This window comes from Legionella bozemanae (assembly GCF_900450575.1).
In the GTDB taxonomy this organism is placed as follows: Bacteria; Pseudomonadota; Gammaproteobacteria; order Legionellales; family Legionellaceae; genus Legionella; species Legionella bozemanae.
This window is the reverse complement of the sequence record NZ_UGGY01000001.1, coordinates 195544-220320: the sequence shown is the minus strand read 5'-3', so window position 1 is coordinate 220320 and position 24777 is coordinate 195544. Positions and strand designations below refer to the sequence as shown.

Genomic DNA, 24777 nt, shown 5'->3' with positions numbered 1-24777 from the left:
AGCCCAGAGCTGGACTCCACGTATAAAGTTGCCGACTTTACTTTATTCACTATTTCCACGCAGCAAGGCATTGACTACAAGTTATTTTTTAGCTGCTAAAATAATAGTGAGGGGTAAAAAATAGGGAGTAACTATGAAACAACTAATTTTACATCCCACTGACATTAGCCAATGGCATGCATTAGTTAATGAGGCACAAGTTGCAACGCAGCTGATGTTAACGGAAAATACTGAAAGTTATTTAGTATTTTTATTAATGCGCTTTTCCCAAGGACCTAAACTCATTGAATCCATTGTTGCACTCGATTTTCTTGAATCAATGCATAGGCCAAGAACATTGCAAATGGAATTATTACGCGATGTAGGGGATAAAAGCTTACTCTTTTGTGGACTGTTTCCAGGAATTGCCAAGAGACGTCATGTCAGCCTTGATTATTTTTCTGAAATGGGACAAGCAGCTTATTTAACAATCGGAGAGTTAGAAGGAAAGCATACAGCTGATCTGTACATTCAACTTAGCGAACAATTTCTTACATTAAAACAAATATTACAAGCAATGCGTGGCGAATGTGTAGAACTTATTCAATCAAACCAGGACATCTTATCTTCCATAAAATTTACTTTGCAATAAATAATTTGTTGTAGTTGCAGCCTGGGTGAAGGCAAAGCCGTAACCCAGGAAATCCGAACACAAATCACAGACCCCGAAGTCGCTACGCTACACCCAACTGTACTCTTATCATCCCTTATGAAATAGCATCGTTACATCAATAGGATCAAAAGTATATTTCTTATTGCAAAAATCACATCGAATCGCCACTTCACCTTGCTCCTTTAGTAATTCTTTTGCATCTTCCTCACCTAAAACAGCTAACACCTGCTTCATTTTCTCTAAACTACAGCGGCACTTAAATTGAGTTTTTCGGCTATCAAATATTCTGAGTTCTGTTTCATGATAAAGACGGTAAAGTAATGTTTCGTTATCTAATGTAAGTAATTCATGCCCACTTACCGTTTGCCCTAATTGCACCGCATATTCCCAAAATTGCTCTCTTTGTACCGTATCTTGACCAGGCATTAACTGCAATAACATTCCGGCTGCAGCCTTATCATTCACAGCTAACCAAACTTGAGTGGATACTTGCTCGGATTGAGCAAAATAGTCCATTAAATTCTCACTCATGGATGTTGATTGAATGGGAACCATACTTTGATACGAGTTGGTTTGGTTGTTTTGGTTAATAGTAATAACCATCTGTCCTTTAAGAAACGCAGAGGCATATTCTTCAGTTTCCAAGTTTTCAACAAATTGGGCAAAGCCTCTTACATTAAACTCATGATCACATTGCACCAATAATAAAGGAAGCCGTTTATCACCTTGAAATTGTAAGTTTAAACTGCCTTGAAATTTAATACTGGATGCCAAAAGCAGACACGAAACTATAGCTTCTCCCAACAAATTTTTAACCATTGGCGGGTAGTTCCGTTGGCTCATAATGGTTTGGTACGTATTTTCAATATGAACAATTTCACCACGAATGTTGGCGTGTTCAAAAATAAAGCGTTGAAGGGTATCAGATTCTTTCATAATGGACTCAAAATAAAATTACAACGAACTAAGGTCTGTTGCCAATTCCCCCGGACTTGATCCGGGGCAAAATGGTGCGATTTTAGAACACCGCAACGCAGCATGTATGAAGCATGTGAGTAGCGGAGCACATAAAGTCACCCCATTTTGGCCAAGGTAGTAGAATTTCAAAAGACCCTAAAGTAACTCTCGTGGCTGCGCAAAGTATAACATAATTTTTTTGGAATTTTCCTGGAGAAAAAATTATCTTGGACTATGCTTTTAAAACATCCCTCTGAAAAAATTAAAGGACTAAATCATGATAGATAAAAACATTCTTGCGCCTTTATTCAAAACGATTGACAGAGTCGTTTTTGGTATTAAAGAGCAAAAAGAACCAGAAACCAAACCTGACTTTATTGAAATAGATACCGAGGAAGAGTTTGATGTCGAACGGTCTATTAATTAGTAGTTGATTCACAATACCTAAGCAGGCAATAATCGCTCTTTTTGAGTGAGAAATCTTTAAGATGTTAAATGGCCAACAAATGGCAGCAGTATGTTATATAGACGGACCCTTATTAGTTCTTGCTGGGGCTGGAAGCGGTAAAACACGAGTAATAACGCAAAAAATAGGCTATTTAATTAACACATGCGGCTATGCCGCCAATACAATATGTGCAGTAACTTTTACTAATAAAGCAGCCAATGAAATGCGTACTCGCGTTGCCGCCGTTCTGCCGGCAGCCAGTCGCCGCGGTTTAAAAGTAGCAACCTTCCATACATTAGGCTTAAGCATTATCAAACGTGATTTTACCTTATGCGATCTGAAAAAAGGATTTTCTATTTTTGACAGTGAAGATTGTTTGCAAATCATACGAGGTTTTTTGCCTGCAAATAAAGCAACTGAACGTGAATTTATCTTCCGAATTCAACAACAAATTTCGCGCTGGAAAAATGATCTTCTTACCCCTGAGGACGTCATTAAAAATCGATTAGATACCCCTTGTTATGAAGAAGCTGCTTTGTTGTATCCACGTTATCAGCAAGCACTTAAGGCATATAATGCGATCGATTTTGATGATTTAATTCGTCTTCCGGTCAGTCTTTTAAATGAACATCCTGCCGTATTAGAGTATTGGCAAAACAAAATCCGTCATTTATTGGTAGATGAATACCAAGATTCAAATACCAGCCAATACCTTTTCGTAAAAAAATTAACTGGAATCCAAGCACGCTTTACTGTGGTGGGTGATGATGACCAATCCATTTATGCCTGGCGAGGTGCAAAACCTGAAAATTTGCAACAATTACAGCATGATTATCCACAATTAAAAATAATCAAGTTGGAGCAAAACTACCGCTCGACCAATATTATTTTGCATACTGCCAATCACCTTATTGCCAACAATCAACATCTGTTTGAAAAAAAATTATGGAGTGAATTTGGGCAAGGGGAGCTCTTACGCGTTATTCGTTGTAAAGATGAACAGGATGAAGCAGAACAAGTAGTTGCTGATTTAATCAGTCATAAACTGCGCTGCAGAACTCAATATGGCGATTATGCAATTTTATATCGCGGCAATCACCAATCCCGTGTATTTGAAAAAGTCCTCCGTCATTATAGTATCCCTTATACAATCAGTGGCGGCCAATCGTGGTTTGCCAAGGCAGAAGTGAAAGACGTATTTGCCTATCTGAAATTACTGTGTAATGAAGCTGATGATGCTGCTTTTTTAAGAGTCATTAACACCCCCAAACGCGGCATTGGCGAGGCCAGCCTTGATGTGTTGGGTCATTATGCTCAAAGTAGAGGAGTAAGTCTTTACACTGCAGCAGACCATCTGGCACTTAATGAAAGTATTGCAGAAAAACCACGCGCAGCATTGCTAGTTTTTAAATCCTGGATAGAAGAAATAAAAAAACGCTTAGCCACTGGGTCGATTATTGAGCATTTGAAACAAATGGTAGAAGATAGCGGTTATGAAGCCTACATTTACGAACAATGCGACACCCCGGCAAAGGCGCAAAAAAAGATGGACAATGTCTGGGAATTGTTAGAATGGGTTGGACGTTTATTAGCAAAAAATCCAGAGCAGACCTTGGCAGAAGTGATTAATAAATTAATTTTGATCGATATTCTTGAACAAGCAGACGAACATGATAAGGAGACGGTGCAACTCATGACATTGCATGCATCAAAGGGGTTGGAGTTTCCTTACGTTTATTTAGTGGGTATGGAAGAAGAATTATTGCCACATCGGGTGAGTATTGACGAAGATCAAATTGAAGAAGAAAGACGCCTGGCCTATGTTGGAATTACCCGAGCACAAAAAGGATTGTGTTTTACCTTAGCCAAACAAAGACGTCGTGCGGGTGAGTTGCAAGATTGTTTACCAAGCAGATTCTTGGATGAATTGCCTACGGAACATTTAGAATGGTTTGGCAAAAACAGCGAACGCTCTGAAGAACAATCCAAGAAATTGGCTAAATCACATTTAGCAGGATTGAAAAGTTTGCTGAGTGAATCCTGATTTGAGCTTAATGTAGCCTGGGTGCAGCGCAGCTTAACCCGGGATCGAAAAGCTCATTCATGTCCATAACACCGGGCTACGCTGCACTGCACCGGCTACATTAGAAATACAGCTCTATGCAGAATTCTTTCCTCATTGCTATACTGAATCTATGAAAAAAAATATCATATTGTTCATTGTTTCTTTTGCCATGTTTATGGAGGCAGTGGATACTACCATTATTAACACCGCTATTCCTGTTATGGCGCAGAGTTTAAACGTTAATCCAGTTGATTTGAAATTAGCACTGATCAGCTACCTGTTGAGCTTGGCAATTTTTATTCCGATTAGCGGCTGGATCGCTGATAAATTTGGCATGAAAATCGTTTTTATTACAGCGATCTCTGTTTTTACCTTAAGCTCGGTTTGGTGTGGATTCACTAATAGCTTGGGAGAGTTAATTTGCGCGCGCATCATGCAGGGCTTGGGAGGTTCACTCACCATGCCTATTGGCCGTCTCATTATTTTACGGACTTGTGAACGACATGAATTAATTGCAAAAATGAGTATCGTCGTAATGGTTGCCTCTTTGGGATTAATGCTTGGGCCGTTACTCGGCGGAATTATTACCGATCGCTTTTCCTGGCGTTGGATCTTTTGGGTCAATATTCCTTTTGGGATACTTGCGGTAATTTTATCAAGCAAATTATTGCCTTACATGCCTCCTCGTCCAGTCCCTCCTCTCGATAAATTGGGCTTTGTTCTTTTTGGCAGCGGATTAGCTACCTTAACTTTTAGTTTATCTATGGTCAGCGAATCACATGTTACGATATTACAAATCGTCACTGTTTTTTTTATTGCCCTTCTTCTATTAGGCGGCTATACCAAACACTCCTATAAAAGAAAACACCCTATTGTTAAAGTGGAACTTTTACATACACGTACTTTTTGTGTCTCCATCTTGGGTAATTTATTAGCCCGTCTAGGTTTTGGAGGAGTCCCCTTTTTGTTGCCTTTGCTGTTACAAATCGGCTTAGGCTATTCACCGCGTCTATCTGGCCTATTGCTCGCTCCTATTGCCTTAGGTGTTTTTTTAGTTAAACCTTTATCAGTCTACATATTACGTTGGTTTGGTTATAAAAATTTATTAATTTTAAATACAATGCTGGTAAGTATTTCGCTCTGGTCCTTTTTTTCCATTAATCAACATTCCTCCGTATATGGCATTGCATTTTTGACTTTTGCATACGGCTTTCTCATTGCGCTTCAGTATACAGGTATGAATTCTTTGGCTTATGCCAACATTACAGAAAACAATATGAGCGCAGCGACCAGCATTATGAGTACAACGCAACAACTGGCCCAAAGCTTTGGTGTTGCAGTATCAGCGATCTTGCTGAGTCTTTTCACATATATCTATTCTGAAAATCATGTTTTATCCGTCCAAATATTCCATGATACGTTTCTAATGCTTGGAATTCTTACTTTTTTTTCAGGGATAATTTTTATGTTTCTAAAAAAAGAAGACGGTCTTGAGTTAATTGAAATTCCTGAACATTGATTCGTGTCATGTCTTTTTACTTCCTTAAGGCCATGTCTGCTTTTGCATGAATACGGCTAAAAGATTGCAAAATATTAGAATTTTTAGACAAAATGCTCTATGATATGGGAGCATTATTTTGCTGTTTTCATATTAAATGTAATTAAATGTAAAAAAATTTTAAAATATTTAATAAAAAAACAGCACAATTAATAAAATAATGCTACAATGTCCTGGTAACAATTTAGGAAATTAACATGTCAGAAAAAATTCGTGGTACAGTAAAGTGGTTCAATGAGTCCAAAGGTTTCGGTTTTTTAGAAAGTGGCGGTAAAGATTATTTTGTGCATTTCAGTGCAATTCTAGGCTCCGGGTTTAAAACTCTTGCTGAAGGTGCAACAGTAATGTTCAAACCAAGTAATGGACAAAAAGGTCCTCAAGCTGAAGAAGTTGAAGTAGTCTAACTCAGTTTACTGAAACTCCTTATTCGCTTAAATATGACAGTATTTAAGTGGATGAGGAGTTTTTTATTTAAAATTCTGTAAAATAAATCCCCAGTCAACAAATTATCCCCTACTGCTTATCATTAACGTTTTGATTCTTTTTTCATTTTCATTCGTTATATACACTTACCCCAAAAGTTGCGAACCGTTATGAGTATTTTCGGAAATCATAATGCCGAAGTGACTGGAATAATTAATAAAATAAGTAATAATAAAATGATACACATTAATGCGTTTTTAGTGAATTAAAAACAATCAAATAAATCAGACATGAAGTAATAAGCGAATCCTAGATGGTCTTCTTGTTTAAAAAGAATCTAAGGGTATTTTAGATAAAGAATCTGGTCTAATCTATAAAGGACCTAAAATACAAGGAGTTATAACATGAGTAAAAAAATCGCAGTTATTGTTGGAAGCCTACGCAAGGAATCTTACAATAGAAAAATGGCAAAAGTACTGATTTCCCTGGCCCCTAAGTCATTAAATCTGCAAATTGTTGAAATTGGTGATTTGCCACTATACAACCAAGATCTGGATGATGAAAATAGGCCTCCTGCCCCCTGGGTTCAATTTCGTGAACAAATGAAAACATACCAAGGTGTGTTATTCGTTACTCCGGAATACAATCGCTCAGTTCCTGGCGTACTTAAAAACGCAGTTGATGTAGGCTCTCGCCCTTATGGTAAAAGTATTTGGAGCAAATTACCTGGTGCAGTAATCAGCGTTTCTCCTGGAGCTATTGGAGGATTTGGAGCAAACAATCATTTAAGACAATCATTTGTCTTCTTAGATATTCCCACCCTGCAACAACCCGAAACATATATAGGCATGGCAGCAGATTTATTTGACGAACAGGGAAACATCAAAAAAGAAGACACGCAAAAGTTCTTGCAAAAATTTATGGATGCTTATGCCGATTGGGTTGAACTAAATACTAAGGGCTAATTCTCAACAAAAACACTGTGTCGCTTATAAGCATGTTAAAGGAATCCAAAAAGGATATAGCTTTTTTGGTATGCCATCGCAACTAATTTTTTGATGTTTTGAGCCGATCAAAAGCTGGAGAGCATTATTGTTTCCATAATTGTTTTTTGAATTGCTAAAGGTCAAAAACCTCAATTTTTGACAGAAACACCTTATAAATGGTTTGAAATGTGAGAATTAAAAAGCCATAATGTATGTTATAGAACCTTGGGTTGATTGAGGTACTATTCTAAAACCATAATGTATGTTAGTAGACCTTCAATGTAATGAGGTGTTTTATGAGAAAAATATTATTGGCTTCTTGTTTCCTGTTTACTTCAACCGTTTTTGCAGATGACTGCACTTTCAATTTAACATTTAATTCGAAATGGGCTAATTTCAAAAATTGGATTATTATCATCACCGATATCTCCAATCCTGATGTTAAAGAAGTAGTAGGAGGACCGCTTCTATCTTATGGAAAATATCCGGAAAGCAACACATTAACAGTAAAAGTACCAAATTGCACGAAAAGCACGCAACTAGGCCTTTTTGCCCATGGTCCTGGGAAGTCTACCAGTACTGTCAATGAAACATCTAATAACACCAGTAATACCGGCTTTAAAGTTCAAGCCTTTGCACCCAATAGTTTCTTGGAAGGAATGTCCCGTTGCGTGGGTGATATAAGTCCGCAAGATAAAAAAAATATAGAGTTAATTGTGGGAAGTATTGGCGATCCTGGTGACTTCGCATTTACGACTAAACCTACAGGTAATGAACCTGATTCCTGGACAAAAGCTCAATTAGGTGTCGTTTGCCAAAACCCTCACGTAACTACTGTTGACTCAGATGATACTGCGGACTAGCTAGTTAGCTTAGGTGTGTTGGCATTTCATATACCCGGGAAGCCACCCAAAAGAAATGTCAACATAGCCTAATAAACTCATAATTCATTTACAGAGCGATTCTTTATTATATTAACTTAATAATTACTCCTGCTCCCATTTTTATTTTTTTCCAAGATCCATTATGATGCAAACACCAATTAACCATATGAAAAAATAGGGAATAACAGAAAAAGAATTCATATATGAAACAACTTAATTACCCTACCTTAATTGGTGTTTTCTTAATTAGCTTCTCCATATTAGTCCTGGAAATCACCTTAACAAAGATATTTTCTGTTACCTTATGGTACCACTACTCTTATTTTGTTATCTCTTTAGCGATGTTTGGTATGGGGTTTGGAGGAATGTTAGTCTATCATTTGGAAGAACAATTTAAATGCTCCATTAGGAAAAATTTATACATCCTCAGCATTATTCTTGCATTGAGTATCATCTTAAGCTTGTATGCAGTTATTGTTTATCACTTACCTAGTGCAATCAATTGGCAAAGCATAGTACAATTTACAGGTGTGTATTTATTATGCACGGCACCTTTTGTCTTCAGCAGCATGATCCTTTCTCTATTGTTTTTAAATTTACCTGATAAGGCAAACATAATTTACAGTTTCGACTTACAAGGCGCCGCAATTGGTTGCATTGCTTGTGTGTTATTGATTAGTTGTTTTACAGCACCACAAGTCTTATTAATTGCAAGCTTAACCTCTGTTATTGCCGCTATTTTATTTGAGCTACCAAAAATTCGTAGTTATTCAATAGTACTTCTGGTTGCCAGCTTTTTGCTTGTCCTCATCGGCAATTCTTTATTTAAAGTGACTCAAACTAAAAATTATTCCGAGTTACAGTACACTAATCTTTATGAAAAGTGGTCCCCACTGTCTCGCATTACTGTCTCATCTGACATATATTTTAGAGGTTTACATGATGAATCTCCATTCGGGTGGGGCCTAAGTAGCACCTATAAACCAAAACACGAATTTAAACAGTTGTGGATTCAGCAAGACGCGAGTGCGTGTACGCCAATTGTTCCCTTTCATGGTGATTACCAAGAAGTTGATTTTTTAAAATATGATATTACTTCATTACCTTATTATTTAAGAAACAATGCCGATGTATTTATCCTGGGTGTGGGTGGTGGCCGTGATGTATTAACCGCATTAGCTTTTGATAGCAAACAGATAACAGGCGTGGACATTCATCCAGTAATGGTTGATTTGATCAAAAATAAATATGCTAAATACGCTGGAAATATTTATAATAATGACAAGGTTCACGTTGCTGTTTCTGAAGGCCGCAGTTATCTCGAAGTTGAGAAAAAAACCTATGATATTATCCAAATCCCTTTAATTGATAGCTGGGCTGCAACCGTAGCAGGTGCTTTTGCTATGGCAGAAAATAGCATTTACACGGTTGAAGCATTTAAAACCTATTTAAAATTTTTAAATCCTACTGGCATATTAAGCGTTACCCGTTTCTATTTTCAACCAGACAATCAAACAATCAAAATCGTTTTGCTTGCTCGAGTTGCTCTTGAACAAAGCGGGATTACTTCTCCAGAAAAAAATATAGTCATCGTTAAAAATAAAGGAAATAATAATATCGATGTAGCAACCGTATTGGTTAAAAAAAAGCCTTTCTCTGCGCAAGAAATAAATGAGATTAAAGAAATAGCCCATAAATTAGCATTTGATATTGTTTATCTTCCTTCTGGGAATAACAATGAAACACTCTTCCAAACGGCACTAACCACTAAAAATCTTAATCAGTTCACAGAGAACTATTACTATGATATTAGGCCAACTACCGATGATAGACCATTCTTCTTTCAAATGTTCTATTTTTCCAAGGTTAAAGATCTCTTGTCAGATAAAAAAATTACCGGGCAAATATTTAACTATTATGGCGTAAGCATAGTGTTTATTTTACTCATAACTTCTACCATATTAGTTCTATTATTCTATTTTTTGCCGCTGTTATTATCCAAGACTACAACTAAGCCACCTCTCTTATGGGGATTGTATTTTTCATTATTAGGCTTAGGTTTTATGTTAATAGAAATGCCCATCCTCCAAATTGGATCAGTTTATTTAGGAGGACCAACTTATGGGTTGGCCGTAGGCTTGTTTTGTTTGCTATTTTTTGGCGGCCTAGGCAGTATTTTATTTAATTCTCCTCAGCCCGAACAGACTGATCGCGTTTTAAAAAGAGGTTTAATTATGGTGGTACTCTTGGCTATAGTTTTACCTTTCTATCTGCATTGGTTAATGGATGTTACTTTTGGGTACAACTGGTATTTAAAGTTGATGCTCATTGTCCTCATTCTTTTTCCTTTAGGACTATGCATGGGAATTGCCTTACCTTCCGGGATGCGCTTAGCCCGTTATCAAAACACGAAAAGCATTCCCTGGTTTTGGGCGTTGAATTGTGCCTTTTCAGTTTTGGGATCCATCATTGCAATGGCAATGTCTATGATATTTGGCTACAGCATCACTTTAATTTTAGCTTCAGTAATGTATTTGCTTGCCTGGATGCTCATTTTTTACAAATGAGATAACCAAATCACCCATTTATTTAGAGGCTGGCGAAAAATCAAAACTACGGTTAAAGAAATAAAGACAGCGTATCGATCCATATAATAGACAACCCCGGAACTTATTTCAGGAATAATTGGTTTTAAATGACACAGCCAACGCTTTAACGCAATACATACCGGTAAGTAGAGTAACAACACAATTTCCCCAAATAGTCGTATCTCAGGAAAATTGCCTATCATGAGTAAAGCAATAAAATAAAACAATAAAACATAGCGTAAAGGCCTGAATAGAAGAGGTATATAATCATAAAAAGCAAACCAAAATAAAGGCAGTCCTGCAAAACAAAACATAAACAATAAAATATGCTGCAAGTTTAATAACCAAAACAAATTTACCTGAAAATGGGTATAGTGACTCGATCTAAAGTACCATTCCAATAAAACTCCTGGAGTACCATGCAAAAAGGATAAGACAAGCCAACGAGCAAGAACATAAGCTACGAAAGCAAAGATCAATTGTTTATAAACCAAATGCAGATTTTTCCAATGTAGGGCTGGAATAATTAGGACCAACAGAAGACTGCTTTCACGGTTAATAGTAGCGATAAATAGTAAAGGAACAAAATAAAGCCAATTCGAACGAAGACAAAGATATAAACCCAGAGCGAGAAAAAAAAGAGTAGGTGTATCGTAATAAAAGAAGAATGTGGCAGGGCCATCAGTAGTATATCGATAATTAACCACTGTGGTTAGAGGTAATAAAAGAAGAAATAACCAGCTCAGTAATTGTGATTGCTTTAGGCTAAATTCATATTGCAATAATCTCAACAGGGCAAAATATAATAAGCTGATAAACATCCACTCAATTAAGAAAAATAATTTTTCCAGCTCAATAGGAAGAAAATAGGTCAAAAAATTAACCAACAATGGAACAAGTAGCCGTTGCCCAAAAGGCATCGGAGTTGAAAAATTAACTACCTTATCTAATTCTACCTTATAAAAAACCCCAGTCAGCTTAACATGCATGTAGGCATAACCTAGAAGTAAAACAAACGTGATAAATCGCGTTTTATACCGGAAAATGTCCTCATTCATGCTGCATTCCTTCATGCCCTGAGTATTAGTTTGAATAGTGAACTCATCATAAATATTACGCCTCTACACCTTGTGATGCACTTCGACTTATTTGACAACAATCGTCACCAATTAAGTATCTGAAATTAAAATTTTGAATTGGATAGGAGACTCATAATAAATATTAACTTATTAGCACTGGATAGAGTCAATAATATTTTTCAATTATCCTGAATTGCAAAGGATGCGTTAAACACTGCGTATCCTAAAATGGAGCAATAAAAACCGAGCTTCCATTTTAGCCGGCTCACTATCCTTATGACAGAGTTAAGTATGTTTTCAGATTCAAAAACAGTATAATTATTTCCCATATGCTGAGCCTGCACAAAGTAAAATAGGTGGAAAATAGGAACATAAAGAGGTAAATTGCACGAATTACCGCTATCAGTAAGAAATAAGAGAGAGAAATTATGCAAAATACAGAGCTCGCAGAAGATACATCCATTGTCAGTTCTTTTCCCATTGCGATCATCACCAGTGTTTTCAATCGAGACGTTACAAAAGCCTTGCAAGAAGGAGCGATATCTCAACTCCTAAAACGTGGCTTTAACGAAAAAGACATCAAGTCATTTGAGGTTCCAGGAGCGGTAGAGATTCCATTAGTTGCAAAACGTCTGGCCATGCAAAAAGCGGTACAATCAATTATTAGCTTAGGTGCAGTGATTCGTGGCGAAACCAGTCATTATGATCTGGTGTGTGATATGGTAAGCCAAGGATGCTTGCAAGTCTCATTGGAATATAATATTCCTGTTCTTTTTGGCGTACTGACCACAGATAATGAAGAACAAGCATGGGACAGATTAGGGGGAAAAGCTGGGCATAAAGGCGTAGATGTAGCCAACGCTGCTATTTCATTGCACCAAACATTAAGTCAACTGTAAAACAGGCATATAACCGATGACAAATAACTATGAGCAGTTTGAACAACGCAAACAAGATCACATCAAATTGGCCTTAATGCCTGAAAATCAAACTACAGAGCTCAGTACATTTGATGGCATCAATCTGATTCATGATGCCTTGCCGGATTTAAATTTTGATGAAATCAGCATCAAAGGTTCCCGCTTTGGCCAAGCAGTTGAAAAACCTTTTCTTATTAGCTCCATGACTGCGGGCCATCGTCGTGCGCAACATATCAATCATAACCTGATTGAGGCGTGTGCATTGAATGGTTGGGCAATGGGGGTGGGCTCTCAAAGACGCGAACTTACCGACCCTAAAGCAGCATTTGAGTGGCAAGATTTACGTCGTAACTTCCCTCAAGTTAGCTTGTACAGCAATTTAGGAATAGCACAATTAATCACGACATCACTAAGTGAGATTCAACGCTTAACAGATGCCTTGCACGCCGATGCATTAATTATCCACTGTAATCCCTTGCAAGAATGCATGCAGCCTGAAGGCACAACCACCTATAAAGGGTGCTGGCAGGCTTTGGCAGACTTGGTTAAAAAATTACCCATCCCAATCATCGTCAAAGAAACAGGATGTGGTTTTTCTCATGGAACGATGGTACGTTTAAATGAAATCGGTATTGCCGCGATTGATGTCGGCGGCCTAGGAGGAACTCACTGGGGACGAATTGAAGGGCATAGAGCAGCCCACGACCCTATTCGTCAACAGGCGGCAATTACCTTCCGCAACTGGGGAATTGATACTGTAACCTCAGTAAAACAAGCCGCAGCGCTAAATCCTTCTTTCGAAATTTGGGGTTCAGGCGGTGTCGTAAATGGTTTAAATGCCGCCAAGCTTTTTGCGCTTGGTGCAACAACCATTGGCTATGCGCGGCCCTTACTCGAAGCGGCCCTGGAGTCTTCTGAGCAGGTGAGTCTATGCATGCAAACAATTGAGTATGAGTTAAAAGTCGCTATGTTTTGTACCGGGAGCCGCATTTTAAGCGATTTGTCCCAAAAATTGGGGTGATACAAAATTATCATACTATCCCTTGTGCGATGCATACGACTCTCAACAGCTGTTTTGTGCCTCAATTTTTAGCCTTCCTTGCCGCATCGCGGTGACGTTTGGACACAGAGCATTCCACTTATGAATGAGTAATAACAATAATGAAGCTAAAATGAATTCAGCGAAGTTAATTACACCTAAATAGGGAACATTTAATTCTGTTAGAAAAAATGCCAGCAAAAAACCTTGCTGTGATAAGAAATAAATATTTAGCCCCACTTGATAATAGAAAAACTGTATAAAATACATCAGTAAACAAATAACAAAAGTACCAAAACATACTATCAGAAAGCTATCAGAATAATTTAAAAGACCTATCAAGCCAGGTAAAGAAGAAAACTTTGTTCCTGCCTTGATGTCCATATAACTCTGGGATATTTTTGAATAAAGACTGACTTCTTGTGTCGGCTTTTGAAAAATGGCCTTTTTAAACAAATCCCATCCCACATATGGATAGGCAGTTGTAGCCAAAATTCCTTCGATACCTACCCAACGGCTAATAGGTAATGACTTCAATTGTTGCAACTGGAATTTCAGATTTGATTTATTATGTACTATTAACTTTTTCAGCGTTAATCCATCAGATTTTTTCTCTGCCTTTCTTGATTTTTTATCTGTGGATGTAGTCTTGTGCGAACTATTGGGGCTATAAAAATAGTAACTTCGCAACATACTCACAGCACCTAATGAGATAATTGCGAGAACAACATAGGTGATTACTAATTTTTTATATTGAGTGACCAGAGAATAAAAACTCTCTTTGAATAAGATAAAAAAGCAAGGAATTATCCACATAATTAAAATAGAGCGGCTTAAAGTGGCCACTGAGATCAAACATGCAATAATTATTGCATAGTGCCAATTTTTATAATTCTGCGTTAAAGCATCCAAACCCATTAAATAAGCTATCAATAAGGGTAAGAAAAATATCCAGATCCACGATAACAGAAAATTAATATGGTAAGGAAAAATGACTGCAGGTGAAAGACCTATCATATAAAAATGGGTTTTGAAATTAATACAGCTGATTCCTAGACTAATAAGAAGTAATAAAAGCCAAATTTTTTTGGGGTTCTTCAGATACCACTTAGGCACTTCTACTTGGCTTTTTAATGATAGAGCGCCATTACTACTGTAAGAAAAACGACGATAGAGATAAAATAAAACATCGGCGGCTAAAATACCTAAAGCGGCATAACTTGCAACCATTAAAGCTACATCCCAATACAATCCCAAGTTATGAACATCGTTCCAATAACCGGTAGGCTCTACAAATTCCACTCCTAATACTAAATAAAACATTAATTTCAGCCAAACACCCAAAAATAACATGATTTTTAAGTAGAAAGATATATAGCTTTGCGCCAGGGATAAACTTGAAATTAATACGGTTAGCCATATTAAATCAAACACGAAATAATAGAAGTCAGACCCTTTATAATGAGCAACGCCAAATAAAGAGAAAAAAAACAAACCCATTATTAAAATAATTGAATACTTCATTGATATCAATTTGCTTTGCATTTTTTTCTCTCCATCTCACTTCGTGAAGTGCGTCAGTGAAACTAGAAAATGGCCCTTAAATGATTTTATAGTTGCCTTGCACACTCAAGCGATTTTTTTTGTCTGTGCCTCACCATGCCTGCATCTCTTCAGGCTATCCATGTAGCACTATCTACTCCTCAGTTTTCAATTTTTTTGCTAACAGCAATTTTCCTGATACCTTGATCGAATATATTTCTTATGGCCCTAAAACATCGATGCAAACTTTTATTAAAAAGTGCATTAAAAATGATGTGGTATGTGTTTATTTTTGTAAGTTTCTGGGGCGCCAGTTTCATCGCTTGGAAAAAATACTTTATTCCCAATTTATATCGCCCTGACCGCCAGTGTGTTCTTCCAGAAATTAAATACGCTTGACTTAGAATCAATGGGGCCAATTCCAGCAATCTATTATCAGTAGTATCATTTAAAATATTTGACATTAATTTTACAAACTCATTCGCACGATCCAGCGAGGTATTCGCAAAACTTGCCGATTGTTCATGTACTCGGTGGCATCCAAGAACTACGGGCAACCTTATAAAAGTTCCTAACTTTGCCAGTCTTGTATGATATTCAAAATCACCAATCAAAGAGTAATTACTATCCCAACCACCCATTTTATTAAACGCAGATTTCAGAAAAAAAGATCCTACGGCAATTGGCGTTCCACCGCGAATAAGCATTTGATAATAATCGTAATCAGGTGTCGTTAGTTTTCTTATAAACTTGGATTGATTATCAATCAAAAGATTATCACCGTAGGTTAATACAATGTTTGAATTTTTATTGAACTCAAGCACTGAAAGACTTACTGCGTTCGCCGCGAGTGTATCATCGGCACTCAAATACCCAATAATGGAACCTTTACTCATTGCCCATCCTTTATTCAAGGTTCGAGCTTGTCCCATATTTTCATGGGTTTCATAAAAAAAACGGCCTTGATATTTTTTCAAAAAATCAGCTGTTCCATCTGTAGACCCATCGTCTAATACAATCAGTTCTATATTAGGATAATCTTGAGCTAAAACACTTTCTATTGCCTCTTCAAGATAGGGGAGAGCATTGTATGCAGGTATAACTATTGAAACTAACTGTTCTGCATTATCACCCATGATTTCTCCCTACCCTTAAAATAAAACAAAGAAATACTCATCATAAACACCCAGTAAATAAAATAGGTCAGGGCAAAAGCATAAGTCACTCCCACTAATCCAAATTGTCTTAAAAATATATGGCCAAGGAGTATAAATATTAGCCCAATTATACATTCCCCGACAATGTACTCTTTCGTTTTAGATTTTGCAAGAAGCAAGTACGTATAGGTCCACCCTGCTATTTTAAAAAAATCACCAATCAATTGGTACAAAAATAAATTCTCAGCAGCAATAAATGTATCGTCATAAAATATTAAGAGGATTATTTTGCGTGAAATATAAATAACAAACAGCATGAGTGCAATTAAGGAAAACAATATCTTTTGCACTCGTCTCATTTCTTCTTTTAAAGAAGTGTTGTCTTCTAATTGCGATAATTTGGGTAAATAATAAGTAGTAAGAATCGTTGTAACAAACAATAAATAAGCATCAGATAATCTGAGCACAGATTGCCACATGCCAACGGCATCCCATCCATATAATGTATGAATATCGTTCCGAACAAATACTTGGGACAATGGAACAGTGAGCGTACTTACAATGGTCATTAACGAATAATGCAACAATTTAACCAACTGCGCTTTTTCAATGCGAAATGAAAATAAAGAGCGAAACCATTTTTCACGATAAACAAACCCATAGGCAATAAGAAAAGTAATTCCCTGAGATAAAACAAATGCTCCGAGCGCCCCTTTTAACTGATAATAGTTGGTAAAGAAAGCAATTAGAATCAAACTCACAATGCTGCTTAAAACATTAACACAAACCAATAGTTTTATTTTGCCTAACCCATTAATAATTGATGTGATGAATAGATAAATTGCAGTAAAAGCTTGTGCTATCAATAACCATTGCAGCAAATAGAGATAATCTGTTGCCCCTAAAAACATATGCGCAAGAGAAGTGCTAAAAAGAAGGGTGAGCCCGATTACCAGACAGGAACAAAAGAGCGTATAACAAAATGCTGTAGATAAGAATGAATAAAATTTTTCTGGCAAATTAGTATATTCCGCAACATATTTAATGACTCCTAATGTAACCCCGCCTCCAGCAACTACTGAAATCACATTAGCAATAGCCATAAACTGCCCCAATACACCAACCCCTTTTGGACCAGTATAAAGAGCCACTATTTTCAAGGACAAAACACCAATGAGAACTTTAATTAATGTAGAAGCACCTGATAAAATTGATGTCTGAACTAACTTACCTTTCATTTTACGATCTCTTGGAATCTATCATGCAGAATCTCCTGTCTTTCCTTTGTAAGGAAATCCTACTTTTAAACCCAGCTGTTTCCAGGGGAATTATCCAGCTTTTTTCTCCAAAACAACATCTCTTCAATAATTTCATCCCACGTTTTTAAATGGCGGGTAGAAATATTATCTTTTTTAATATGGAGCATCGTTCTTTGCAAATTTTCAACAGACAACGTCTCAAAACTCATTCCTTTTAATAACTCTCTATGAGGCCCTATGTCTGAAATATATGATTCCTCGGCAAGAAATACACCTTCTGATACGCCGTTAGAAGAGTTCTCAATGTGGGTAGTTGAAATGTAATATTTGGTCTTCAAAAGGCTATTGAGCACCTCTTCTCTTGGTACGAAGCCCTTGATGATAATATTCTTATTCGTTTTCAGACTCGCAGGAATAGACTTTTCATCACCAATGATTATCAACTTCAGTTCAGGGTTATTTTTTCTAAGGCTTTCATATACGTGGAACGAATCTTCTACCGCTTTATAGCGATAGGTGCCTATAACTGTCGCAATATTATCTCTTTCTTTTGGTTGTTCTTTTAAATTTAAAAATGATAACTCTTGATCACTCCCATTCATTGACAAAACCTTTCTTGATGAATATTTATCATCAATAAAGCTTAAAGAAAAATTTGATTCTGCAGAAATGACATCCGCATGTTCGAAATTTTTTTTAATTCGTGAACCAAGACAGGTAAATTTCAACTTGTCAGATAAAGATAAGGGAATATTACGGGTGCACAAAGGTAAAATATTGCTTAAATGAAACCAATTTATTTTTCCAAACTTATAATATATTGGAATACCATATGAATAATAAAATTCTGGCGTCCCTATGTCTTTTTGAAAATCGTTTAAATAAAAACAATCATTGAATAACCTTTGCAATTTGGATTGTTTTACAATGATGTACTGATTATTAGGAAATTGTTTTACCAAATACTGACAGAATGGATGAATAATAAAGTAAGCGCCCCCATTTTGGTTAAACCACTTTGCAAAAGCAACAAGCCTGTTGACCCCCCCACCAAGATAAGAGACCGAAAAATTAAAAAGGAACTTATTTTTTAGCATGCGCTAACCTTACTTAATAGTTGCTGTTCCAAGTATGAAAAAACCGAGATGTAATGATGTTTCCCAAGACATTTTTCCGCTAATTTAACATTGGCTATAGAAACGCTTATTTCATTGATATTATCTGCATAATCCACGTTCAATGAAATGCCTTTGCTTTGTAACGTTGCAATGAGTGTGCTTGTTGAAATACCTTGACCACTGGCAATATTTAAAACAGGAATACCCGTTACAGTTAATAATCGTTCATAAGCCCAAGCGATATCATCAACATGAATATAATCGCGTATGGCTTGTCCTTTATTAAATAATGTGATTCTTTTTTCTGAAAAGGAGGCATCGAGCACGCGAAAAATCATTGAAAATGTATCCTCTTGCCCACCGTATATATTGAAAATTCGCGCAAGGGTATATTCAATTTTATGCTTGTTACAATAAAATGAAATTAATTGTTCGCAAGCAAATTTTAAAGCACCATGCATATTCATAGGCGATGCGGGCATTGTTTCAAGGCAATTTTCATTAGAATTAGCGCCATAGACAGAACTACTGCTTGTATAAATTATTTTGTTAATTTTGGTTGCATGAGCACTAAGAATATCCAAAATAACAGCAAGATTCGCAATCGAATTCTTTACTATTGTTTCAGAATTTACTTTGAAAAGTTCTGTTGATTTTTGAAAACAATTTAAAATGACGTTACAACGATCCGTGCTGTTGATCAGATCAATTAATAATAATGGTGTCGCTACAATGTCTGCCGAAGAAAGCACCACACACTGAGTCTTGCCCAATTTTTTTAGTAACGCATTTGAAAGATTACCTCGTCCAATAAGGATTGTTTTCATTATCTTGCTCCGAAACCAGTAAATATAACTCTTATGGTTTTTAAAATAATTTGAATGTCCAATAAAAGCGATAAATTCTTCACATATTCCAGATCGTAAGATACTTTAATTTTTGTAGCATCTTCAGAATCCGCATACCCCATTTTAACTTGGGCATAACCAGTAATTCCGGGTTTAACGAGGTGTCTTACATTATAATCTGCAATAGTTTTAGTATATTTTTCAGCAAGCTGCATCGGTTCCGGCCTAGGACCAATTAAGCTCATGTTGCCTATTAATATATTTAAAAACTGAGGTAACTCATCGAGACGACGCTTGCGAATAATTTGGCCAAATTTAGTTACCCTGGGATCATTTTCTGAGGCATAAATTAGCTTTTGATTGTCATTACGCATCGTTCTAAATTTATACATTCTAAAGGCCTGATTGCCTCGCCCCATTCGGTCTTGTATAAAAAAAATAGGACGCCCCATAGTAATTAAAATAATAAAAGAAATAACGAAAAACACAGGACTTAATAGAATTAAGATGCACAAAGAAAAAACTCTTTCAAGAAATGAACGAATGAAAAGGTAAAACTTAGTGCGTCCTTTTAAGCGGTCCATATGTATAAAATCTCTTCACCTGGAAAATAGTGGGATAGGGTATACTGAGTAACTCCATAGTTCAAGTACGCATTTCCCTTAACATGCGCCTTTAGTTAATTCTGATGAGAAAAACTTTGTAATCATGCAATAAATAAAGAAATACACAATGAATTGCGCTCACTATGCCTAGAAAATTAAATAGTTTTATGTGTCCTTGATTATTATTGGCCAAAAGATAATGCTGTTGTATCTGTTTCTATTTTAATCGTTAGGGCTTGTTTTTTGCTGGTTTTATTTCTAGTATGTTGCCTGGTTAATTGAGCTCTATTTGGCTTTTTTTTATTAAATTTGGATAAGTGATTTAATGAGGATTTTATTAATTTCACAATATTTTTGGCCTGAGACATTTATTATCAATGAGTTAGTTGAAACTTTGACTCAGCAAGGCCATACAATAAAAGTATTAACGGGCAAACCCAATTATCCTAATGGAGAAATCTTTGCAGGGTATACAAAAAAAGGAATTGTTTCTGAAAGTTTTATACCCGGTGTCACCGTATTTAGAGCACCTCTCCGAAGCCGCGGTAAGGGTGGGGCAAAAAATCTTATTTTAAATTACTTGTCTTTTGTGATGAATGGATTGCGTTTTTTTCCTTCTGCGATAAAAGGCGAATCATATGATGTTGTTTTCGCTTTCGGTTTATCCCCCATCACATCCATAATTCCCGCCATTTTCCTGAAATGGCGTTTGAAGAGCCACCTTGCTGTATGGATTCAAGATTTATGGCCCGAGAGTTTAAAAGCCACCGGTTTTATTCGAAACCCATTTCTACTGTGGCTGGTTGGGCAATTGGTGCGCGCAATTTATTATTGTTCCGATACAATTCTAGCTCAGTCGCATGCATTCAAAGCACCTATTTCGCGCTATGCAAAAGAAAACAAAATAGTTTATTATCCTAACTCGTATAATGATTCCAATAGTGCAACAACGGATGTACCTCAAATACCAGAAAATCTGTTGAATGAATTGAACTCCAAATTTTGTGTTGTATTTGCAGGAAATTTGGGAATTGCTCAGTCCCTACCTACTTTAGTAGATGCAGCAGAGCAATTGCAAGACTTACCCGATTTTCGTTTGGTTTTTGTAGGTAGCGGCAGTATGTCTGAATGGCTCAGCCAGCAAAAAAAGGAAAAAAAGCTAGATAATATTATCATAGCAGGGAGATTTCCTGCCCTGGAAATGCCGCATATATTGAGTCGTGCAGCAGCATTGCTTGTAAGTTTAAAAAAAGATGAAATCTTTTCTTATACTATCCCAAGTAAAATTCAGGCTTATCTGGCAGCAGGAAAGCCAATTATTGCTGCTCTGGATGGGGAAGCTGCGCGTGTTGTTGAAAGAGCAGAAGCCGGTTTGACTTGTCCTTCTGAAGATTCCCAAGGGCTTGCTCAATGTATTCGGACGATTTATAAGCTGAGTCCTATAGAGCGCAATAAAATGGGAGCATCAGGGAGAGCTTATTTTCTCGAGAACTTTAACATGCCGACTCAAGCAAACAAGTTAATTGAGATTTTAAATGAGAGGATAAAATCAGCAAAATGATGAACAAAAAGATTTTAGTTTTAGGCAGTACAGGAATGCTGGGAAATGCTGTATTTAGATTTTTAAGTACTAATCAACAGTTTCAGGTATTCGCAACAATGCGTCATACTCAAGATAAACGATTTTTTGAAACCGAATTACACGATCACATAATAACTAATGTGGATGTGCTTAATAATGATGCATTGATGGATGTATTTGCGGAAGTTAATCCTGATATTGTCATTAATTGCATTGGCTTAATTAAACAACACGCCATTGCAAAAGATCCTTTAATAACGCTGCCTATTAATGCGATATTGCCGCATCGTCTTGTTAAATTATGCACTTTATCCGCTGCGCGTTTAATCCATATAAGTACTGATTGTGTTTTCTCTGGACGAAAGGGAATGTATAAAGAAACCGATTTGTCTGATGCTGAAGATTTATATGGAAAATCTAAATTTATAGGCGAGTTAAATGATTTGACGAATGCCGTGACTCTTAGAACATCAATAATTGGCCATGAATTAAATAGTAATTACGCATTAATTGATTGGTTTTTATCACAACAAGGAAGTATTAAAGGATATAAAAAGGCAATTTTTTCCGGTTTACCAACAATCGAGTTAGCTCGAGTAATTGCCGAGTTTGTTATTCCTAATGATAACCTTTCAGGTTTATACCATGTATCAGCAGATCCAATTGACAAATTTAGCTTACTTAAATTGGTAGCAGAGACCTATGGCAAAGTAATTGATATCATTCCTGATGAGCAGTTATGTATTGATCGCTCACTTGATTCAACGCGCTTTAAAGAGGCAAGCGGCTATATTCCTCCTTCTTGGCCGGATTTAATTTTGAAAATGAAGGCTTTTAACCGTTTCAATTTGGATACCAAATCTCATGTTTGACAATAAAATATTAATGATTACCGGGGGAACAGGTTCGTTTGGGCATACAGTGCTAAAACGTTTCCTGGATACTAATGTAAAAGAAATTCGCGTTTTTAGCCGCGATGAAAAAAAACAAGAAGATATGCGTATTGCTTTAGCCAACGATAAAGTCAAATTTTATCTTGGTGATGTACGCGATTACGAAAGTTTACAACATGCGACAGCAGGAGTAGATTATATATTTCATGCCGCAGCATTAAAACAGGTTCCTTCTTGTGAATTTTACCCCATGGAAGCAGTTAAAACGAATGTCATTGGCACCGAGAATGTTCTAAATTCAGCGATTGCAAATGGGATAAAACGCGTGGTAGTTTTGAGCACAGATAAAGCAGTATATCCAATTAATGCAATGGGAATGTCTAAGGCAATTGCAGAAAAAATTATGATTGCGAAATCGCGAATGATACCTGACTCAGGCCCACTCATTTGTGCTACCCGCTATGGTAATGTTATGGCGTCCCGAGGCTCTGTCATTCCTCTTTTTATTAATCAGATAAAATCCAGAGAACCGTTAACCATCACCGATGCAAATATGACGCGTTTTCTGATGTCACTCGAAGACTCTGTAGATTTAGTATTGTATGCCTTTCAATATGCGCAACAAGGCGATATTTTTGTACAAAAATCACCCGCTTCCACAATTGGCGATCTTGCTCAGGCTTTAAAAGAATTATTTAATTACGATAAGCCAATAAAGATTATTGGTACACGTCATGGTGAAAAACTTTATGAATCATTAGTGTCACGCGAAGAAATGGCCAAAGCAGAAGATTTGCAGCGCTATTATCGCATCCCTGCTGATAATCGCGATTTGAATTACAAAAAATACTTTGTTGAAGGTGAAGAGCATATTTCTGAGTCAGATGATTACACGTCTCATAATACTGAGAGACTGGATGTAGCAGGTATAAAGAAACTGCTTTTACAACTAGATTATGTTAGGAATGAACTCCAATGATAAAGGTAATGAGTATAGTAGGTACAAGACCTGAATTAATCAAAATGAGCCGGGTTATTGCAGAATTAGACAATCAAGTTCATCATGTGTTAGTTCACTCAGGCCAGAATTATGATTATGAATTAAATCAAATATTTTTTGATGATCTTGAAATACGTAAGCCAGATTATTTCCTTGGCGTTACTGGTGAAACTGCAGCAAAAGCAATTGCTGATGTAATATCCAAAGCAGATGATGTGTTAGCAGCGGAAAATCCAGATGCTGTATTGTTTTATGGGGACACCAATACCTGCTTGGCAGTAATTGCTGCCAAACGAAAAAAAATACCCGTCTTTCATATGGAAGCAGGTAATCGTTGTTTTGATCAGCGAGTTCCCGAGGAATTAAATCGAAAAGTTCTTGACCATTTAAGTGATATAAATATGGTCTTGACCGAACATGCTCGTCGTTATCTGATTTCCGAAGGCATCAGGCCAGAAACCATCATTAAAACAGGCTCTCATATGCAAGAAGTATTAGAGCATTATAAGCCCAAAATTCTGGCTTCTGATGTTTTGGTTCGTGAGCATTTAACAGAAAATAAATATTTTATTGTGAGCGCACACCGAGAAGAAAATGTTGATACTCCTGAAAACTTACATGATCTTCTTGAAACCCTAAGAGCACTTGCTGAAACCTATAGATACCCAATTATTGTTTCTACCCATCCGCGCACACAGAAACGCTTAGAAGCTTTTAGTGACTATAAGGATCATGAATTAATTCGTTTTGTTAAACCCTTTGGCTTTCTTGATTACATTAAGCTACAAATGAATGCTTTTTGTATCCTTTCAGATAGCGGTACAATTACTGAGGAATCCTCCATCTTGAATTTACCCGCCGTAATGATTCGTTATGCGCATGAACGACCCGAAGGAATGGATGTTGGTACATTGATTATGAGTGGATTAAAAAAAGACAAGGTCTTAGATGCAGTACATGTCGTCACCAGTCAAAGTGATTCCACACAGCGCATCATACCTGTAGTTTCTGATTATCAGGATAGAGGAGCGGTATCAAAGCAGGTAGTCAGGATTGTTCTGAGCTATATTGATTACATCAATCGTACCGTATGGTCTAAATATTAGGAGCTATGCTGTATACATCAAAAAATAAAATTAAAGATTTATAATGGGTTTGATGTTACTATTGCGTT

Annotated in this window: 22 protein-coding genes; 14 read left to right on the top strand and 8 right to left on the bottom strand. The window is 36.6% G+C overall.

Annotated elements, in window-relative coordinates:
- Positions 1–133: 133 nt before the first annotated feature.
- On the top strand, positions 134–631 hold the full coding sequence (locus DY223_RS01020; RefSeq protein WP_058458939.1) for a hypothetical protein: 498 nt from the start codon (positions 134–136) through the stop codon (positions 629–631).
- A gap of 108 nt (positions 632–739) precedes the next feature.
- Here the strand turns inward: DY223_RS01020 and hslO are convergent, their stop codons facing one another.
- Positions 740–1588: an Hsp33 family molecular chaperone HslO gene (hslO, locus tag DY223_RS01015; protein ID WP_058458938.1), complete on the bottom strand. Its 849-nt coding sequence runs from the start codon at positions 1586–1588 to the stop codon at positions 740–742.
- Between the two features lie 298 nt (positions 1589–1886).
- On the opposite strand from hslO, the gene DY223_RS19190 reads away from it, so the two are divergent.
- The 7 genes from DY223_RS19190 (at position 1887) to DY223_RS00985 (ending at position 10540) form a co-directional block, all read left to right on the top strand.
- Positions 1887–2036, top strand: coding sequence for a hypothetical protein (locus DY223_RS19190; protein ID WP_165482448.1), 150 nt, complete (start codon positions 1887–1889; stop codon positions 2034–2036).
- Between the two features lie 61 nt (positions 2037–2097).
- On the top strand, positions 2098–4101 hold the full coding sequence (locus DY223_RS01010; RefSeq protein ID WP_058458937.1) for a UvrD-helicase domain-containing protein: 2004 nt from the start codon (positions 2098–2100) through the stop codon (positions 4099–4101).
- 151 nt (positions 4102–4252) lie between these two features.
- A complete protein-coding gene (locus DY223_RS01005) occupies positions 4253–5641 on the top strand; it encodes a DHA2 family efflux MFS transporter permease subunit (protein WP_058458936.1) in 1389 nt (462 codons plus the stop codon).
- Between the two features lie 236 nt (positions 5642–5877).
- Positions 5878–6084 (top strand): cold-shock protein, encoded by a 207-nt coding sequence (locus tag DY223_RS01000; protein WP_028382507.1) that lies wholly within the window; start codon positions 5878–5880, stop codon positions 6082–6084.
- Positions 6085–6507: 423 nt separating this feature from the next.
- Entirely contained in the window at positions 6508–7068 is a 561-nt protein-coding gene (locus DY223_RS00995; protein ID WP_058458935.1) for an NADPH-dependent FMN reductase, read from the top strand.
- A 317-nt stretch (positions 7069–7385) separates the two neighbouring features.
- Positions 7386–7952, top strand: coding sequence for a hypothetical protein (locus DY223_RS00990; RefSeq protein ID WP_058458934.1), 567 nt, complete (start codon positions 7386–7388; stop codon positions 7950–7952).
- 224 nt (positions 7953–8176) lie between these two features.
- Positions 8177–10540 carry a spermine/spermidine synthase domain-containing protein gene (locus DY223_RS00985; protein WP_058458933.1) on the top strand — a complete coding sequence of 788 codons (2364 nt, stop codon included), beginning with the start codon at positions 8177–8179 and terminating at the stop codon, positions 10538–10540.
- On the opposite strand, the gene DY223_RS00980 is transcribed toward DY223_RS00985, so the two are convergent.
- Positions 10531–11619 (bottom strand): hypothetical protein, encoded by a 1089-nt coding sequence (locus DY223_RS00980; protein ID WP_058458932.1) that lies wholly within the window; start codon positions 11617–11619, stop codon positions 10531–10533. The genes DY223_RS00985 and DY223_RS00980 overlap by 10 nt on opposite strands.
- A 449-nt stretch (positions 11620–12068) precedes the next feature.
- On the opposite strand from DY223_RS00980, the gene ribH reads away from it, so the two are divergent.
- Positions 12069–12539, top strand: a complete 471-nt coding sequence (ribH, locus tag DY223_RS00975; RefSeq protein ID WP_058458931.1) for a 6,7-dimethyl-8-ribityllumazine synthase — start codon at positions 12069–12071, stop codon at positions 12537–12539.
- Positions 12540–12555: 16 nt separating this feature from the next.
- The gene (gene fni / locus DY223_RS00970) at positions 12556–13581 is read left to right on the top strand and encodes a type 2 isopentenyl-diphosphate Delta-isomerase (protein WP_058458930.1); all 1026 of its coding nucleotides are present in this window, start codon (positions 12556–12558) and stop codon (positions 13579–13581) included.
- 42 nt (positions 13582–13623) lie between these two features.
- Here the strand turns inward: fni and DY223_RS00965 are convergent, their stop codons facing one another.
- The 6 genes from DY223_RS00965 to DY223_RS00940 form a co-directional block, all read right to left on the bottom strand.
- Positions 13624–15144, bottom strand: a complete 1521-nt coding sequence (locus DY223_RS00965; RefSeq protein WP_058458929.1) for a hypothetical protein — start codon at positions 15142–15144, stop codon at positions 13624–13626.
- 158 nt (positions 15145–15302) lie between these two features.
- Complete coding sequence (locus DY223_RS00960) at positions 15303–16277, bottom strand: glycosyltransferase (RefSeq protein WP_064115082.1); 975 nt, start codon at positions 16275–16277, stop codon at positions 15303–15305.
- Positions 16253–17536, bottom strand: a complete 1284-nt coding sequence (locus DY223_RS00955) for an O-antigen translocase (RefSeq protein WP_058458928.1) — start codon at positions 17534–17536, stop codon at positions 16253–16255. Before DY223_RS00955 ends, DY223_RS00960 begins: the two co-directional genes overlap by 25 nt.
- 65 nt (positions 17537–17601) lie before the next feature.
- Positions 17602–18654 carry a glycosyltransferase gene (locus DY223_RS00950; RefSeq protein ID WP_058458927.1) on the bottom strand — a complete coding sequence of 351 codons (1053 nt, stop codon included), beginning with the start codon at positions 18652–18654 and terminating at the stop codon, positions 17602–17604.
- The gene (locus DY223_RS00945) at positions 18648–19502 is read right to left on the bottom strand and encodes an NAD-dependent epimerase/dehydratase family protein (RefSeq protein ID WP_058458926.1); all 855 of its coding nucleotides are present in this window, start codon (positions 19500–19502) and stop codon (positions 18648–18650) included. Before DY223_RS00945 ends, DY223_RS00950 begins: the two co-directional genes overlap by 7 nt.
- Positions 19502–20107, bottom strand: coding sequence for a sugar transferase (locus tag DY223_RS00940; RefSeq protein WP_058458925.1), 606 nt, complete (start codon positions 20105–20107; stop codon positions 19502–19504). Before DY223_RS00940 ends, DY223_RS00945 begins: the two co-directional genes overlap by 1 nt.
- 346 nt (positions 20108–20453) lie before the next feature.
- On the opposite strand from DY223_RS00940, the gene DY223_RS00930 reads away from it, so the two are divergent.
- The 4 genes from DY223_RS00930 to wecB are packed head-to-tail and all read left to right on the top strand — an operon-like array spanning position 20454 to position 24709.
- A complete protein-coding gene (locus DY223_RS00930) occupies positions 20454–21689 on the top strand; it encodes a glycosyltransferase family 4 protein (RefSeq protein ID WP_058458923.1) in 1236 nt (411 codons plus the stop codon).
- Positions 21686–22582 (top strand): dTDP-4-dehydrorhamnose reductase family protein, encoded by an 897-nt coding sequence (locus DY223_RS00925; protein WP_235810490.1) that lies wholly within the window; start codon positions 21686–21688, stop codon positions 22580–22582. Before DY223_RS00930 ends, DY223_RS00925 begins: the two co-directional genes overlap by 4 nt.
- Positions 22575–23582 carry a polysaccharide biosynthesis protein gene (locus tag DY223_RS00920; protein WP_058458922.1) on the top strand — a complete coding sequence of 336 codons (1008 nt, stop codon included), beginning with the start codon at positions 22575–22577 and terminating at the stop codon, positions 23580–23582. Before DY223_RS00925 ends, DY223_RS00920 begins: the two co-directional genes overlap by 8 nt.
- Entirely contained in the window at positions 23579–24709 is a 1131-nt protein-coding gene (wecB, locus tag DY223_RS00915; RefSeq protein ID WP_058458921.1) for a non-hydrolyzing UDP-N-acetylglucosamine 2-epimerase, read from the top strand. The genes DY223_RS00920 and wecB overlap by 4 nt, the downstream gene beginning before the upstream one ends.
- Positions 24710–24777 lie beyond the last annotated feature (68 nt).

Bases quoted from the DNA above. Each gene is read 5' to 3' on its own strand.
- DY223_RS01020 (WP_058458939.1), top strand. From the start codon at position 134: ATGAAACAACTAATTTTACATCCCACTGACATTAGCCAATGGCATGCA.
- hslO (WP_058458938.1), bottom strand. From the start codon at position 1,588: ATGAAAGAATCTGATACCCTTCAACGCTTTATTTTTGAACACGCCAAC.
- DY223_RS19190 (WP_165482448.1), top strand. From the start codon at position 1,887: ATGATAGATAAAAACATTCTTGCGCCTTTATTCAAAACGATTGACAGA.
- DY223_RS01010 (WP_058458937.1), top strand. From the start codon at position 2,098: ATGTTAAATGGCCAACAAATGGCAGCAGTATGTTATATAGACGGACCC.
- DY223_RS01005 (WP_058458936.1), top strand. From the start codon at position 4,253: ATGAAAAAAAATATCATATTGTTCATTGTTTCTTTTGCCATGTTTATG.
- DY223_RS01000 (WP_028382507.1), top strand. From the start codon at position 5,878: ATGTCAGAAAAAATTCGTGGTACAGTAAAGTGGTTCAATGAGTCCAAA.
- DY223_RS00995 (WP_058458935.1), top strand. From the start codon at position 6,508: ATGAGTAAAAAAATCGCAGTTATTGTTGGAAGCCTACGCAAGGAATCT.
- DY223_RS00990 (WP_058458934.1), top strand. From the start codon at position 7,386: ATGAGAAAAATATTATTGGCTTCTTGTTTCCTGTTTACTTCAACCGTT.
- DY223_RS00985 (WP_058458933.1), top strand. From the start codon at position 8,177: ATGAAACAACTTAATTACCCTACCTTAATTGGTGTTTTCTTAATTAGC.
- DY223_RS00980 (WP_058458932.1), bottom strand. From the start codon at position 11,619: ATGAATGAGGACATTTTCCGGTATAAAACGCGATTTATCACGTTTGTT.
- ribH (WP_058458931.1), top strand. From the start codon at position 12,069: ATGCAAAATACAGAGCTCGCAGAAGATACATCCATTGTCAGTTCTTTT.
- fni (WP_058458930.1), top strand. From the start codon at position 12,556: ATGACAAATAACTATGAGCAGTTTGAACAACGCAAACAAGATCACATC.
- DY223_RS00965 (WP_058458929.1), bottom strand. From the start codon at position 15,144: ATGCAAAGCAAATTGATATCAATGAAGTATTCAATTATTTTAATAATG.
- DY223_RS00960 (WP_064115082.1), bottom strand. From the start codon at position 16,277: ATGGGTGATAATGCAGAACAGTTAGTTTCAATAGTTATACCTGCATAC.
- DY223_RS00955 (WP_058458928.1), bottom strand. From the start codon at position 17,536: ATGAAAGGTAAGTTAGTTCAGACATCAATTTTATCAGGTGCTTCTACA.
- DY223_RS00950 (WP_058458927.1), bottom strand. From the start codon at position 18,654: ATGCTAAAAAATAAGTTCCTTTTTAATTTTTCGGTCTCTTATCTTGGT.
- DY223_RS00945 (WP_058458926.1), bottom strand. From the start codon at position 19,502: ATGAAAACAATCCTTATTGGACGAGGTAATCTTTCAAATGCGTTACTA.
- DY223_RS00940 (WP_058458925.1), bottom strand. From the start codon at position 20,107: ATGGACCGCTTAAAAGGACGCACTAAGTTTTACCTTTTCATTCGTTCA.
- DY223_RS00930 (WP_058458923.1), top strand. From the start codon at position 20,454: ATGAGGATTTTATTAATTTCACAATATTTTTGGCCTGAGACATTTATT.
- DY223_RS00925 (WP_235810490.1), top strand. From the start codon at position 21,686: ATGATGAACAAAAAGATTTTAGTTTTAGGCAGTACAGGAATGCTGGGA.
- DY223_RS00920 (WP_058458922.1), top strand. From the start codon at position 22,575: ATGTTTGACAATAAAATATTAATGATTACCGGGGGAACAGGTTCGTTT.
- wecB (WP_058458921.1), top strand. From the start codon at position 23,579: ATGATAAAGGTAATGAGTATAGTAGGTACAAGACCTGAATTAATCAAA.